The organism is Microbacterium paraoxydans (assembly GCF_900105335.1).
GTDB classification, from domain to species: Bacteria; Actinomycetota; Actinomycetes; order Actinomycetales; family Microbacteriaceae; genus Microbacterium; species Microbacterium paraoxydans.
On sequence record NZ_LT629770.1, the window covers coordinates 1,164,902 to 1,178,600 of the forward strand.

At 69.0% G+C, this 13,699-nt stretch carries 12 protein-coding genes, 1 tRNA gene and 2 pseudogenes; 1 reads left to right on the top strand and 14 read right to left on the bottom strand.

Going from position 1 to position 13,699, the window contains the following annotated elements; all coding sequences use genetic code 11:
• Window positions 1–7: 7 nt before the first annotated feature.
• Window positions 8–226 carry a hypothetical protein gene (locus BLU02_RS05850; protein WP_060922995.1) on the top strand — a complete coding sequence of 73 codons (219 nt, stop codon included), beginning with the start codon at window positions 8–10 and terminating at the stop codon, window positions 224–226.
• Here BLU02_RS05850 and BLU02_RS05855 read toward each other — a convergent pair.
• The 14 genes and pseudogenes from BLU02_RS05855 to BLU02_RS05920 all read right to left on the bottom strand — a co-directional run bounded on the left by BLU02_RS05855 (window position 207) and on the right by BLU02_RS05920 (window position 13,699).
• The gene (locus BLU02_RS05855; protein ID WP_060922996.1) at window positions 207–740 is read right to left on the bottom strand and encodes a DUF1697 domain-containing protein; all 534 of its coding nucleotides are present in this window, start codon (window positions 738–740) and stop codon (window positions 207–209) included. The two genes, BLU02_RS05850 and BLU02_RS05855, sit on opposite strands and share 20 nt — an antisense overlap.
• On the bottom strand, window positions 737–1,318 hold the full coding sequence (locus BLU02_RS05860; protein ID WP_060922997.1) for an isochorismatase family protein: 582 nt from the start codon (window positions 1,316–1,318) through the stop codon (window positions 737–739). Before BLU02_RS05860 ends, BLU02_RS05855 begins: the two co-directional genes overlap by 4 nt.
• A gap of 78 nt (window positions 1,319–1,396) precedes the next feature.
• Window positions 1,397–1,469: transfer RNA gene (locus BLU02_RS05865), tRNA-Thr, on the bottom strand.
• Window positions 1,470–1,538: 69 nt separating this feature from the next.
• Complete coding sequence (locus BLU02_RS05870; RefSeq protein WP_060922998.1) at window positions 1,539–3,092, bottom strand: alpha/beta hydrolase; 1,554 nt, start codon at window positions 3,090–3,092, stop codon at window positions 1,539–1,541.
• Entirely contained in the window at window positions 3,089–4,246 is a 1,158-nt protein-coding gene (locus tag BLU02_RS05875) for a DNA polymerase III subunit delta' (RefSeq protein WP_060922999.1), read from the bottom strand. Before BLU02_RS05875 ends, BLU02_RS05870 begins: the two co-directional genes overlap by 4 nt.
• Window positions 4,247–4,333: 87 nt before the next feature.
• Window positions 4,334–4,963, bottom strand: coding sequence for a dTMP kinase (gene tmk / locus BLU02_RS05880; protein WP_060923000.1), 630 nt, complete (start codon window positions 4,961–4,963; stop codon window positions 4,334–4,336).
• Window positions 4,960–7,836 (bottom strand): type I DNA topoisomerase, encoded by a 2,877-nt coding sequence (topA, locus tag BLU02_RS05885; RefSeq protein WP_060923001.1) that lies wholly within the window; start codon window positions 7,834–7,836, stop codon window positions 4,960–4,962. Before topA ends, tmk begins: the two co-directional genes overlap by 4 nt.
• Window positions 7,837–7,914: 78 nt before the next feature.
• Entirely contained in the window at window positions 7,915–8,247 is a 333-nt protein-coding gene (locus tag BLU02_RS05890) for an Rv3654c family TadE-like protein (RefSeq protein ID WP_306663911.1), read from the bottom strand.
• Window positions 8,244–8,624, bottom strand: a complete 381-nt coding sequence (locus BLU02_RS05895) for a TadE family type IV pilus minor pilin (protein WP_231919670.1) — start codon at window positions 8,622–8,624, stop codon at window positions 8,244–8,246. Before BLU02_RS05895 ends, BLU02_RS05890 begins: the two co-directional genes overlap by 4 nt.
• Window positions 8,621–8,728, bottom strand: a pseudogene (locus BLU02_RS05900) (DUF4244 domain-containing protein); the annotation flags it as partial. The pseudogene BLU02_RS05900 and the gene BLU02_RS05895, both read right to left, overlap by 4 nt.
• Window positions 8,729–9,326: 598 nt before the next feature.
• A pseudogene (locus tag BLU02_RS17750) lies at window positions 9,327–10,403 on the bottom strand (recombinase family protein); the annotation flags it as partial.
• Entirely contained in the window at window positions 10,393–10,623 is a 231-nt protein-coding gene (locus tag BLU02_RS05910) for a hypothetical protein (protein WP_231919671.1), read from the bottom strand. The gene BLU02_RS05910 and the pseudogene BLU02_RS17750, both read right to left, overlap by 11 nt.
• Window positions 10,624–10,779: 156 nt before the next feature.
• Window positions 10,780–11,130, bottom strand: coding sequence for a DUF4314 domain-containing protein (locus BLU02_RS05915; protein ID WP_306304908.1), 351 nt, complete (start codon window positions 11,128–11,130; stop codon window positions 10,780–10,782).
• 718 nt (window positions 11,131–11,848) lie between these two features.
• A complete protein-coding gene (locus BLU02_RS05920; protein ID WP_060921859.1) occupies window positions 11,849–13,699 on the bottom strand; it encodes a tape measure protein in 1,851 nt (616 codons plus the stop codon).

Genomic DNA, 13,699 nt, shown 5'->3' on the forward strand with positions numbered 1-13,699 from the left:
TGGTCCCATGGCCTCCTCCGACACCCTCCCGATCCCCCGTCTCACCTCCCCCGACGACACCCACGAGCACGCCTGGCTCGTGGAGTCGCGCCATCCCACGAGCGAGGGTGTCGTGCTGTACGTCCGGTGCTCGGGCTGCGATTCTCGTCGGGTGGACCTCGCCTGGCATGCCCAGATGCCGCCGACCGCGCTGAGCCGGGCCGTGGTCACGCCGTCAGCGCGATGAGCTTCCGCACCGTGCGCAGGTTGCGCGCCGTGCCGGGAACCCCGAGCGCCCGGTCGAGCACGGCTTTCGAGAGCTTCGTCGTGTGCACCCCGCCGGGGGCGTAGTCGATCCACAGATCGTGTCCGACCAGGGCGAGGCGCTCCCCCGGCATCAGGCGCTCGTGCAGGGCCTCGAGAGCCCCGGGGGCGGGCTCACCGTCGAGGAACATCGCGTGCACGAGCTTCAGCTCCCCCTCCGGGAAGGGCTGGGCCGCTTCGGACTCGGCGAGCTCGGCGTGCGTGCGATGGATGACCGGAGTGTCGACACCGAACTCCGCCGCGATGAGCGCCCGGACAGTCGCGCAGGCCGCCGCGGGTTCTCGCGGCGTCGCGCAGAGGATGTTGCCGCTCGCGATGTAGGTGGAGGCGTCCCCCAGGTCGGTCTCGGCGGCGAGCAGCTCGCGCAGCCGCATCATCGGCACACTGTTGCGTCCGCTGACGTTGACCGCGCGGAGGAGGAGGACGCTGCGACTCACGTCTCCGCGCTCTCCAGCAGTTCGGCACCGGCGTGTGCAAGCTCGGCGAGAGCAGCGGCACTGGGTTCGGGGGCGACCCCGGCGATCAGGTCGGTGAGCACACGGACGTGGACGCCGTGGGCGATCGCGTCGAGCGCAGAAGCCCGGACGCAGTGGTCCGTGGCGATGCCGACGACATCGGCCGTCACGACGCCGGCCGCACTCAGCACCGCGGCGACCGTCGCACCGTCGTCGGTCACCCCCTCGAACATCGAGTAGGCCGGGCGGCCCTGGCCCTTGCGCACGTGGTGGGTGACGCGGTCGGTCACGAGCAACGGATCATACTCGGCTCCGGCCATGCCGGCGACGCAATGCACGGGCCAGGAGTCGGTATAGTCCGGGGTCGTGGAGAAGTGGCCGCCGTTGTCGCCGTCGGCATCATGCCAGTCCCGGGAGGCCACGATCACCTCGTAGTCGTCGGCGTGGGACGAGAGGTAGGCGGAGACGGCGGTGGCCACCGCGTCACCGCCCGGAACCGCGAGGGCACCACCCTCGGTGAAGTCGTTCTGCACATCGACGATGAGAAGCGCTCTGCTCATGCTCCGAGAGTACGCCCCGCGGCCGGGCCCGGAGACGAGGAAACCCCCGGGACCACGAGGGTTCCGGGGGTTTTCCTGAGCCGCTTGTCAGAATCGAACTGACGACCTTTTCATTACGAGTGAAATGCTCTGCCGACTGAGCTAAAGCGGCGTGCGACGCGTGAGCGGCGCGATCACCGATATTACCCTGTCTCGCGCTCACTCGCGAATCGAGGCGCGATCACTCGCAGCGCAGGCCGTCTTCCGGCACCACGCCTTCGAGGAGGAAGGCCTCCACCGCCTCGTCCACGCAGACGTTGCCCTTGTTGTAACCGGTGTGGCCCTCGCCCACGCGGGTGATGAGGACGCCCTCGGAGAGCTGATCGGCGAGCGACTCCGACCACTCGTACGGGGTCGCGGGGTCGTTGGTCGTGCCGACGACGACGATGGGCCCCGCGCCTTCCGCGGTGATCTTCTCGCGGGTCCCGGTGGGCGGATACGGCCACACCTCGCACGGGTCCGGTCCGGACCAGTACGGGGCGATGGTCGGCGCCCCCTCCGCGATCTTCTTCTCGGTGGCCGCCTCGGCGGCAGGGTCGTCCTCGACCGGGTAGTCCATGCAGTTGTACGCGCGGAACGCCTCGGTCGAGTTGTCGATGTAGGTGCCGTTCTCCCGACCGTTGTAGAAGTCGGCGAGGCGGAAGGCCGTCGACGGGTCGCCCTGCAGCGCCTCGTCCAGGGCCTGGGTGAGGATCTCCCAGCTGTCCTCCGAGTACAGCGCCGCGATGATCGCCGTCATCAGGGCGTCGGCGCCCATGAGGCGGCCGTCCCCGTTCTTCAACGGCGTGCGGTCCGCGCTCGCCAGCAGCGCGCCGAGATCGGCCATCGCCTCATCGACCGTGCCGTTGAAGGGGCACGAGCCGGAGTCGAGGCAGTTCTGCATGTACGCCCGCAGCGCCGACTCGAAGCCGAGTGCCTGCGTGGCACCGACCTCGAGGCCGGGGACGGAGGGATCGATCGCCCCGTCGAGCACGAGCCGCCCGGCCTTCTCCGGGTAGAGCTTGGCGTAGGTCGCGCCCAGGAACGTGCCGTACGAGTACCCGAGGTAGTTGAGCTCCTTGTCGCCCAGGACGGCACGGAGGAGGTCCATGTCGCGGGCGGCGTTCACCGTCGTGATGTACGGGAGGATGCCCCCGCTGTTGGCGTCGCACGCCTCGCCGAAGGCGCGGGCTGAGTCGAGCAGTTCGGCCTCCCACTCCGGGGTGCCCCGCGACGCCGAAGGGATGCCGTAGAGGTACTCGTCCATCTCCTTCGCGTCGTAGCAGGTGACGGCGGTGGAGGCGCCGACCCCGCGCGGGTCGAAGCCGATGACGTCGTAGTTCTCGATGAGCGCCGGACCCACCGCGTAGTCGAGGTTGCTCTGGATGAGGTCGACGCCGCTGGAACCGGGGCCACCGGGGTTCATGAGCAGCGAGCCGATCGCCTCGCCCTCGGCGCGATGCCGCACGACGGCGAGCTCGATCTCTCCCGCTCCGGGGTCTTCCCAGTCGAGCGGCGCAGTGACGGTCGTGCAGTCGAAGCCCGGACCGCAGTCGGTCCAGTCCAGCCCCTGGGAGTAGAACGGCAGCAGATCTTCCGCGACACCCTCGGTGTCCGGGGTCTTCTCCACGGCCGGCTTCGAGGACTGCTCCGGGATCATGGCGTAGAGGCATCCGGAGAGCGCGACCGAGGCGGCAGCCAGGCCGGCGACGACGGCCGCGGTGCGACGGAGGCGGGACAGGGATCGAGTCTTCACGGTTTCCTCCCGCTCGTGACGGTCACGAGCAAACTCTCGAGTGCGAGCAGCGGGGCGACGTTGCGCTCCAGCGCCTCACGGGTCTCGGCCAGGTGGTCGAGCACGACGAGCGTACGCTCCACGCTCCAGGCGGCGGCGAGGCCGGCCAGCTCGGGGTGCAGTTCGCGGTTGATGAGGTCGTCGCCGCGACCGTACTGCAGCATCACGACGTCGCGGAAGAGCGACTGCAGGTCGGTGAGGACCCGGTCGATGCCGTCCCGCAGACTCCGCGTCGCCCGCTTCTTCTGGTCGTCCTCCAGCGCGGACACCTGGGCTCGCAGCGCCGGAGGCACCGCCTGCCCCTCGGCGACCCCGACGGTGCGCAGGAGAGCGGCACGTTCCGCTGCGTCCCGCTCGGCGGTGAGCGCCTTGGCGTCCTCCGTCGCCGCCTGGATGATGCGGCCGGCGACCTCGACGGCGTCGTTGACTCCGCGCACCCCGATCACGGCGCGGAGCGTCTCGTCGCGGCGGCGACGTGCGGAATCGTCGGTGGCGAGACGCTGGGCCATGCCGATGTGACGCTGCGCGTGTCGGGCGGCCTGCTCGGCGACCACCTCGTCCACTCCCGTGCGGAGACTGATGAGGCGGGACACGTCCGCCACGTCGGGTTCGCGAAGCCGGAGCGACCGCACGCGCGACCGGATTGTGGGGAGGAGGTCGGCCTCGCTGGGCGCACAGAGGATCCAGACGGTCTGCTCCGGCGGCTCCTCCAGCGCCTTGAGCAGCACGTTCGAGGTGCGCTCCACCATCCGGTCGGCATCTTCGACGACGATGACCCGATAGCGGCCGGCGGACGGGGCGAAGTAGGAGCGCTCGACGAGGGCGCGCGCTTCGGCGATGGTGATGATCACCTTGTCGGTGCGGAGCGCGGTCACGTCGGGGTGGGTACCGGCGAGGACCTGCCGCATCGTGGCCTCGTCGTCCGGCCCCTCGGCGATGAGCGCGGCGGCGAAGGCGTAGGCGAGGGTCGAGCGTCCGGAGCCCGGAGGGCCCGTGATCAGCCAGGCGTGCGAGAGCGCGGCGGGATCGGACGCGGCGGCGCGCAGCGTCTCGACGGCGGCCTCCTGCCCCCAGACGTCGGCCCAGGGAAAAGGCGGGGCGAGGGTCGAGGGCATGCACTCAGCCTAATCGCGACCGCCGACGCTCCCACCACCCGCCGGTGGACCGGGCATCCCGTCGGACGAGGCCTTCTCTGTGGAGGATCAGTCGAACAGTGCGGAGACGCGGGCGCGGATGCGATCAGCGATGTGCTCGGGCGACGCCGCAGCGTCGATCACGAGGAACCGAGCGGGCTCCGCGCGGGCCAGTTCGAGATAGGCGTCGCGCACACGGGCGTGGAAGGCCTCCTTCTCGGCCTCCAGCCGGTCGAACGGCTTGTCGGCCGAGTCGAGGCGCGTGCGCGCCGTGGCCGGATCGAGATCGAGGAGCACGGTGAGGTCCGGAAGAGCCCCTTCCGCGGCCCACAGCGACAGATCGCGGATCTCCGTGGCGTCGAGGACGCGTCCGGCGCCTTGATATGCCACCGAGGAGTCGAGGTAGCGGTCCTGCAGCACGATCTCGCCGCGAGCGAGCGCGGGTCGGACGACCGTGGCGACGTGGTGTGCACGGTCAGCGGCGTAGAGCAGCGCCTCCGCACGCGGGGCGATGTCGCCGCGATGGTGGAGCACGATGTCGCGGATGAGCTGCCCGACCTCGGAACCACCCGGCTCCCGGGTGCGCACGACCGTCCGACCGCTCTGCTCCAGCCACGTGGCCAGGAGGTTCGACTGGGTGGTCTTCCCGGACCCGTCCCCGCCCTCCAGCGTGACCCAGAGGCCCGGGCCTGCGGTCACGAGTCCGCCTTCTCTGCGGCCTTCGCCGCCGCGTTCGCGGCCCGGGTCGCCGCCGCCTTCTTGGCCGCCGCCGAGCGGGCCGCCGAGGTGGTCGACGTCTTCGCCGCCGTGGACTTCTTCGCGGTGGAGGCCTTCGTCGGGGCCTTCTTGGCCGGTGCCTTCTTGGCGGGAGCCTTCTTGGCCGGAGCCTTCTTCGCCGCTCCGCGCTTGGGCGCCGGACCCTTCGCGCGCTTGTCCGCGAGCATCTGCACGGCGATCTCGAACGTGATGTCGTCCGGGGTCTGTCCGCGCGGGATGGTGACGTTCGTCTCGCCGTCGGTGACGTACGGTCCGAAGCGGCCGTCGCGCACGCGGATGGGCTTACCGCTCACCGGGTCGGCCTCGAACTCGGCCAGCGCGCTCGACGCCCGCCGGGCGCCGTACTTGGGCTGCTGGTAGATCTCCAGCGCCTGTTCCAGCGTGACGTCGAAGATCTGCGACTCGCTCTCCAGCGACCGGGAGTCGGCGCCCTTCTTCAGGTAGGGACCGAAGCGGCCGTTCTGCGCGGTGATCTCGTCCCCCGTCTCCGGGTCGACGCCGACCACGCGCGGCAGGCTCAGCAGCTGCAGCGCGGTGTCGAGATCGATCGTGTCCACCGACATCGAGCGGAACAGCGAGGCGGTGCGGGGCTTGGGCGCCGCTTCCTTCTTCGCGCCGCGCTTCCCCTTCGCGCTGGGTGCCTGAGCCTGCCGAAGGTCGACGACCTCACCGGTGGCCTCGTCGACGGCGGCATCGTCAGAGACCGGATCGTTCTCCTGCACGTAGGGACCGAAGCGTCCGTCCTTGACGACGACGACCTTGCCGTTCTCCGGGTTCACCCCGAGGACGCGGTCGCCGGCGACCGGCGCATCGATCAGCTCCTGGGCCTTCTCCGCCGTGAGCTCGTCAGGCGCGAGATCTTCGGGGACGTTGACGATCCGCGGCTTGGCCTCCGGATCCTTCGGGTCCGTCACCTCGAGGTAGGGGCCATACTTGCCGAACCGGAGGGTCGCGGTGTCGGTGATCCGCGTCGAGTTCAGCGCCCGGGCGTCGATCTCCCCGAGGTTGTCGACGACCTGGCGAAGACCCACGTGCGAGTCTGAGCCGAAGTAGAACGACTTCAGCCATTCCACGCGGTTCTGCTCGCCGCGTGCGATGGTGTCGAGGTCGTCCTCGAGCGCCGCGGTGAAGTCGTAGTCGACGAGCTCGGCGAAGTGCTCTTCGAGCAGACGCACCACGCTGAACGCGAGCCACGTCGGAACGAGGGCCTGTCCGCGCTTGACCGCATACCCGCGATCGAGGATGGTCTCCGGGATCGTGGCGAAGGTCGACGGACGGCCGATGCCCTTCTCCTCGAGCACCTTCACCAGCGAGGCCTCGGTGTAGCGCGGCTTCGGCGTGGTGCGGTGCCCCTTCGCCTCCGCGGCGGACACCGCCAGCTCATCGCCGACGGAGACTGCGGGAAGGGACTGGTTCTCCGCGGCGTCGGCATCGCTGCGCTTCTCGTCGCGGCCCTCTTCGTAGGCCTCGAGGAAGCCCTTGAACGTGTAGACCGTACCGGAGGCGGTGAACTCCGCCGTCTGGCCGTCCGCCTCGACCGCGATGGTGACGGTCGTCGTCTCGTACTTGGCGTCCGACATCTGGCTCGCGACGGTGCGCTTCCAGATCAGGTCGTACAGCCGCTGCTCCTCGCGGTCGAGCTCGCCGGACAGCGAGGACGGCGTGCGGAAGTTCTCCCCCGAGGGGCGGATCGCCTCGTGCGCCTCCTGCGCGTTCTTGCTCTTCGACTTGTAGACGCGCGGCTTGAGGGGCACCGCGTTGTCGCCGTAGAGAGCCACGGCCTGACTCCGGGCCGCCTGCACCGCCTGGGTGCTCAGCGCCGTGGAGTCGGTACGCATATAGGTGATGTACCCCTTCTCGTAGAGGCGCTGGGCGACGCTCATCGCCTGCTTCGCGCTCATCGAGAGTTTGCGGCCCGCCTCCTGCTGCATGGTGGAGGTCGTGAAGGGCGCGTAGGGGCTGCGGGTTCCCGGCTTGGCCTCGACCTTGGTGACGGTTCCCGCCCCTGCGGCGTCGACGGCGCGCGCAAGGGCTGCCGCCTTCGCCTCGTCGAGGACCACGACCGCCTTCTTGAGCTTCCCGGTGTCGTCGAAGTCGGAGCCTCGGGCGAGCTGGCCGCCGTCCACGCGCACCAGGCGGATGCGGAAGGACGTGCCGGTCGCGGCCGCGTCGGCATCGACGTCCCAGTACTCCGCAGAGACGAACGCCATGCGCTCACGCTCGCGGTCGACGATCAGGCGGGTCGCGGCGGACTGCACCCGGCCGGCCGAGATCCCGGTCTTGACCTTGTACCAGAGCACGGGCGAGACATCCCACCCGTAGAGGCGGTCGAGGATGCGCCGGGTCTCCTGCGCGTCGACGAGGGCGTGGTCGAGTTCACGGGTGTTGCCGACGGCGGCCTGGATCGCGTCCTTGGTGATCTCGTGGAAGACCATGCGCTTGACCGGCACCTTGGGCTTGAGCGTCTCCAGCAGGTGCCAGGCGATCGCCTCGCCCTCGCGGTCCTCATCAGTGGCGAGCAGGACCTCATCGGCGTGCTTGAGCGCGCGCTTGAGCTCGGCGACCGTCTTGGTCTTGCGGTCCGAGACCACGTAGTAGGGGTCGAAACCGTTGTCGATGTCGATGGAGTACTTGCCGTACGCCTTCTTGTCCTCGGCCGGGATGTCCTTCTTGTCGGCGAGATCGCGGATGTGCCCGACGGAGCTGAGCACCTCGTAGCCGTCGCCGAGGTATCCCTGAATAGACCGCATCTTCGTCGGGGACTCGACGATGACGAGCTTCTTGCCTTCAGCCAAGGGGCGTCCTTTCTTCGAAGCACACCATACACACCGCTATCAGGGGTCGTTCACAGCGGGCGAGGGGTAGAGCCGCCGTCATGGTTCCTCGGGTGGCCCGGCACGAGCGCGGGAGACGGCAGCGAGTCCAGCGTACGCCGCCTCCACGGACACGGTCGCCACATACCCTTCCAGCGAACAGCTCATCAGGGCCGCCCCGCCCGCCGCGGCGACCCTGGCGGCCAACGCACAAGGCTCGTCGGCCGTCGGCACCGCGCCGCTCGCGGCGTCCGCGGCGGCGAGCGCGGCGGCGTCGGCGGCGCCCGCCGCACGCTGTGCTGTGACCGCCGCACCGCCCACCGCCGCAAGACCGACGGACAGCGTGGCGCTCACCACGAGGAGCGCGGCCGCCAGCGCCGAACCGGCCATCATCGGCCCCCGTCCAGCGCACAGCTCGAGGCGCGCAGCGGGACGCTGATGACCGCTCCGAGGGAGACCCGGAGCGTCGCCGTGGCGCACACGAGGTCGCCCGCAGGGGCGAACGCGGCACCGGCGCCCGGGATCGCCTCGTGGACGACCCGGGCTGCCGCCGCCGGGTCCTCGCCGCGGCCGAGCAGTCGCGCGGCGTCGGCGGCCGCATCCTGCAGCGCGACCTGCCTCGACGCCGCAACGAGAGCACCCGCCCCGAGCAGCAGCACCAGCACGATGGCCGGCAGCGCCAGGGCGAGCTCCGCCGCGACGGCGCCACGGTCCCCCCGCCACCGCCGGTGTGCCGGGGTCGCATCGGCATCGGGTACGCCGCCCGTCATGAGACGGTCAGGGCTCGACGGACGAGGCCGGTGAGGATTCCCCGCACCTCGTCCGAGCGCATGATCGCCACGAGCAGACCGGCGAAGGCGACCGCGGCCATCGTCCGACACTTGCGAGTTACTCGGGGTCGGGAAGCTCGGCATCGGACGGGGACCCGAGTCGCCGTTTCCGCCACCCGAACCGCCACCGCGCCCCTCCTCGCCCCATAGGCGCGGGTCGAGGACGCCCGACACGGACAGACCCTCAGGATGCGCCACACGGTGGGCGTCGGCCTTGATGCTGCCGGTCATCTGGACTCGGACCCGGAGGATCTCGTACACCTGGCGGCGCTGATCTTCGGTGAGCCGGTCCAGGTTCCCGCGTGCGCGCTCGGCCAACGCCGCGAGGTCCCGGAGCGCCTCACCCTTCGCCTGCGCCGACGACGCCAGCGCCTGGTACCCCTCGCGGCGCTCCCTGAGCCCCTCTAGGTCGCGTTCGACCTGCGCGAGCGCCTCGCGGATCGGGGCGGGGTTGTCGGCCAGCAGAAGCTCGCGGGCGGCGTTTGCCTGTGCGCGTTCCAGTTTCTCGATCTGCCGCTCGACAGCCGCCAGCAGTGTGGCATCTTGCGCCCCGTCGCCTACCTCGGCGGGCAGTTCGAGGTACTGGCGGGCCATGGTCTCCAACCGTGCCGGGTCCGAGAGGAAACCGACCACCGCCGCCCAGACGCGCGACTCCAGTGGCTCCCATGCCACCTGCGGGCAGGTGCACTTCGCTTCCCCGGCCAGGTGCCGCCGACCTGTGCACCGCATCACCGGGGCTTTGCCCTTGATCGTCACGCCGTAGTACGGCATTCCGCAGGCGCCGAACACCTGACCGGTGAGCGGTCGAGAGATCGGCGATGCCGCCTTGCCACGGTTTGACCGGCTCGCCAGCGCCCGCACGATCGCCCGGTGCTGGGATGCGGTGAACGGGGGCTCCGGAAGCTCAATGCGGATCGGCTCGCCATAGCGGGGCGTGCCGTCGCGCTTGACCTTTGTCTTGTGGCTCCTCGGGTAGAGCCCCCCACTCGACGGAGCGCCCCAGACGAGGATGCCGGTGGCCAGGGTCTCGTTGGCAAGCACCCGACGCAGGGACTCAGGGTTCCAGGCGTCGGCCTTGCGCGGCTTGAGCCCGGCGTCGTTGAGCCGCGCCGCGACCTGGAAGGCGTTCAGCCGTTGCGTCACCAGCAGTCGGTACGCCTCCGCGAGCACCTGGCGTTCCCGCTCGTCCGGCATCGGCTGTGCGGTGCGCTTGTGGCCCTCAAGTCGCCACCCGAACGGCGGGTGCCCGCCGGGCCACAGTCCCGCTTCGCCCTTGGCGCGCTGCCCTCTGGCGGTCTTCTCCACGATCGCATCGCGGTCCATCTGAGCGAACGACGAGAACACACCCGCCATTGCCCGACCGGCCGACGTTGTGGTGTCGATGAACGACTCCTGCACTGACACGAACGCGACGTCCAGCTCGGCCAGATCGTCGATCACCTTCGCGCTGATGTGCAGCTTGCGGGACAGGCGGGTCATATTGAGTGCCACCAGCACCTCGAACTCACCCTTGGCAGCATCGCGTAGTGCCTCGGTGAGTGCGGGGCGGTTCTCGACCGTGCCCGACACGCCCTCGTCGGCGTAGACCCGTCCGGTGAAGTTCCACCCTCGCGCTTCGATCAGCGACCGGCAGAGCCGTTCCTGGTCTGCCAGTGAGCTGCCGTCCACCTGGTCCTCCGTGGAGACTCGGATCAGTATGGACGCGCGCTTAGCGGTCATGGCAGAGTCCTTCGAGGTCGTTTGCGTCGTGAACGATCGCGAGTGCCTGGGCGACCGGGATCTCGTCGTCCAGGGTGAGGTCGGGGTCGTGCAGTTCCGCCGCCCGGGCGAGGTGCATCCGAAGCTCGCGGAAGTTCCGGATCGTCTGGCCGGGGTCGATCGCCCCCTGGGAGACCATTGTCGCGACGATGAACTCGTCGAGGGTGAGACGTTCAGGCATCGCCACGGCGAGCCTCCTTTCGGCTGTTGCGCTTCCTCGCGGCTTCACAGTCCTTGCACTTCGACCGGAGCCACGGCCGGTCAGACCGAACCCGAGCGAACGCGCTGGAGGGCAAGTCGCGGTGGCATCGACGGCAGGTCTTGGTCTGGACGGCGATCACTCCGCATCTCCACTCATCGGGGCATGCTCGCCGTCCCAGCGTGGGTGCAGGGGACGCCACACGTCGACGCCGGGAATGAGCCCGAGGACGTGGCCGTCAGGGTCCCAGGAGATGTGCGTCGTGTTCATGTCGTCCACGCCAAGCACGATGCCCGTATCGCCCCCGCGGAGGCGCGTGTGTTCATCGGTCGAGCTGACAAACGCAACATGGGTGCCCGGCTCGCATATTGTCACGTCGACGTCGACGCATGACTCGCCCGGGTGGGGGACGTCGGGGGTGCATCCAAGGGTCATCACGAAGTTCCAATCTGCAGACTGATCTGGGCTTTTATCTGCCTCACCTCCCATCAAAAGGTACGCATATGCGCCCACACAATCTCTGCTTCGCACGGGGACTACCGCCCGCCCAGGTAGCGGATGAGCTTCGCCTGTAGACGCTCGGAATGCGTGAGATCGGCGACGGCCTCGTCAGCCGACATGTAGCCCGAGCGCACCGCATCGAGAAGCGCGCTGAGGTGCTGGCTGTCGTGCCCCGGGAGGTACCGGGCGCGCCTCGGACGGTCGCCGCAACCGCACAGGCAATCGGGCCGATCGCCTGGAGGTCGAACCCGTGGAGCCCGACTGGAATCACGCGGTTTCCGCGCCGGGTCGCTCGTCACGCCCGCCCACGTACCGGCGGCCGGTCGAGCTACATTGCGGTGTCGCTCGCACAGCGCCATGGCCGGGCAGTCCAGGCACCGGTCGGCGGCAACCTGCTGGTCGTCGTATTCCTCCGAAGTCCACGCTCCGCCACCCTGCCCTTGGCACGGCACCTCTTGGCCGCGTTCGTTTGCCAGTAGCAGCGCGTGGTTCAGATCTGAGTACGCCCACGCGGCCTCATCGGTCACACCCAGCGCGAGAGCAAGCTCCCGCTCCGCCTTCCGCACCTCAGCGGCGGCGCTCCGTGGGGTCTCCCGTGACCTCGGAGGCACCTGGACGGCCTGGAGGAGGGGACGGGCTCCCGAAGTCGCGGGAGAGGCTTCGGGACGAGAAACAGCAGTAGGGATGCTCATACGAATCAGAAACCTCAGTCCCGAACCCTGGGCGAGCCCATCGCGGCGAAGAACTCCTCCTGAGCGCTGAACGAAGCATTCGGTTCGGCCACGTAGGTGATCTCCTTCGAGTAGTTGTTCACCACGGCGATCCCGCCACCGCCCCCGACCAAGCCCATCTCAGGCACGCGGAAGGTGTCGGCGAACGCATCCTCGACCGGGCCCGACATGCGGTCCAGGCCGTCGATCAGGCCCTCGCCGATGTAGATACCGAACTCGCGGAAGACCCTCGACGGCGACGCGATGCCGAAGATCCCGGCTACCGTGTCGACGATTCCGCCGAACGTGTCCTGGAACCACGCCGAGACCGACTCCCAGATCGACTTGAGGCCGTTCCACAGCCCCTGCACCACGTCACGGCCGATGTTGTACAGCCACGTCGCCGCCCCAGTGAAGACCGCCATGATCTTGTCCGGGATCGACTGGAACCACGCGATCGTGCCATTCCAAATCGCGACGGCCGTGTTCTTCACGTTGTTCCAGATACCCGACCAGAAGCCGATGAAGCCGTTCAGTGCGCCTGTGATCCAGGAGACCCACCCCTGGAAGATGCCTCGCACATAGGCGACAAACCCCGACCACACCGCCTGGATGAAGTTGCCGATCGCGGACCACAGTCCGTTCCACCACGAAGCGATGCCGTTGACGATCCCCATCAGCCAACCGACGAAGCCCGACCACACGCGCTGGATCCAGCCGATGAAGCCATTCCAGACGTCGGAGATCCACTGACCCACCGATGCCCAGATCGAATTCCACCAGGCGACGAATCCCTCGATCACGCCAGTGATCCAGCCAATGAACCCGCCCCAGACCTCCGAGATCCACGCGACGGCCGTATCCCAGTTCATAATCAGCCAGACGATCGCCGCGACCAGCGCGCCGATAGCCAACACGATCCAGGTGACGGGGTTGGCGAGCAGCGCCACGGTCCACGCGGCCGTCGCCACGACTGCGGCCCAGATCGCCGGGGCGAGTGCGGCGAGGATGACAGCGCCGAGCCCGGCGACGATCGGGATGAACACGTTGGAGTTGGCGATGAGGTCGGCCAGGAAGTTGGTGACCTCGGTAATCGGCCCCTTGACCAGATCGAGTGCGGCGACCAGCTTCCCCTGGATGGTCGCGGCGAGGTTGCCTGCCGACCCCTCGAAGGTCTCGGTGGACTTCGCGGCCTCCACGGCGATGGGCTCCGTCCCCAGCTGGGTGATCGCGGCGTTGAACTCCTCGGCGGTGATCTCGCCCTTCTCCATCGCCTCCCGGAAGTTGCCCGTATAGGCACCGGCCTGGAGCAGGGCGTCCATCAGCCGTCCCGAGGCCCCGGGAATGGCGTCCGTGAGCTGGTTCCAGTTCTCGGTGGTGAGCTTGCCCGCCCCCGCAGTCTGGGTCAGGACGGACCCCACCCGACCGAAGGTCTCCGAGCTGCCACCTGCGGCGGCGTTCAGGTTTCCGAGACTCATCGCGAGGGTGTCGTAGTCCTTGACGCCGTTCGCGGCCAGGGTCGCGGTGATGGACTGAATGTCACCGAGCGAGTAGGTCGTGGTGTCGGCGTATGCCTGGGTGCTCTTGGTCAGGGCGTCGATCTTGGCGGTGCTGAGTCCGCCGAACTCCAGGGTCTGCTTGAACTTGTCGGTGGCGTCCGAGGCTGCGACCGCATCACCGACGAAATCGGACAGCATGTCTGCGGCCTGGGCGATCGCGTCGGCGGCCACGTTGCCGAAGGCGGATCCGATAGCTGCCCCCTTCGTGGACCAGCTGTCGGTCTTCTTGTCGAAGTCGCCGTCGTCCACCTTGAGCTTGGCGACCAGCGTCCCGATGTCCAATGCCAT

Coding starts and splice junctions, on each gene's coding strand:
- BLU02_RS05860 (WP_060922997.1), bottom strand. CDS start 1,318: ATGAGCAGAGCGCTTCTCATCGTCGATGTGCAGAACGACTTCACCGAG.
- BLU02_RS05895 (WP_231919670.1), bottom strand. CDS start 8,624: ATGACGGGCGGCGTACCCGATGCCGATGCGACCCCGGCACACCGGCGG.
- BLU02_RS05920 (WP_060921859.1), bottom strand. CDS start 13,699: ATGGCATTGGACATCGGGACGCTGGTCGCCAAGCTCAAGGTGGACGAC.
- BLU02_RS05850 (WP_060922995.1), top strand. CDS start 8: ATGGCCTCCTCCGACACCCTCCCGATCCCCCGTCTCACCTCCCCCGAC.
- BLU02_RS05890 (WP_306663911.1), bottom strand. CDS start 8,247: ATGATGGCCGGTTCGGCGCTGGCGGCCGCGCTCCTCGTGGTGAGCGCC.
- BLU02_RS05910 (WP_231919671.1), bottom strand. CDS start 10,623: ATGCCTGAACGTCTCACCCTCGACGAGTTCATCGTCGCGACAATGGTC.
- BLU02_RS05915 (WP_306304908.1), bottom strand. CDS start 11,130: ATGGGAGGTGAGGCAGATAAAAGCCCAGATCAGTCTGCAGATTGGAAC.
- BLU02_RS05875 (WP_060922999.1), bottom strand. CDS start 4,246: ATGCCCTCGACCCTCGCCCCGCCTTTTCCCTGGGCCGACGTCTGGGGG.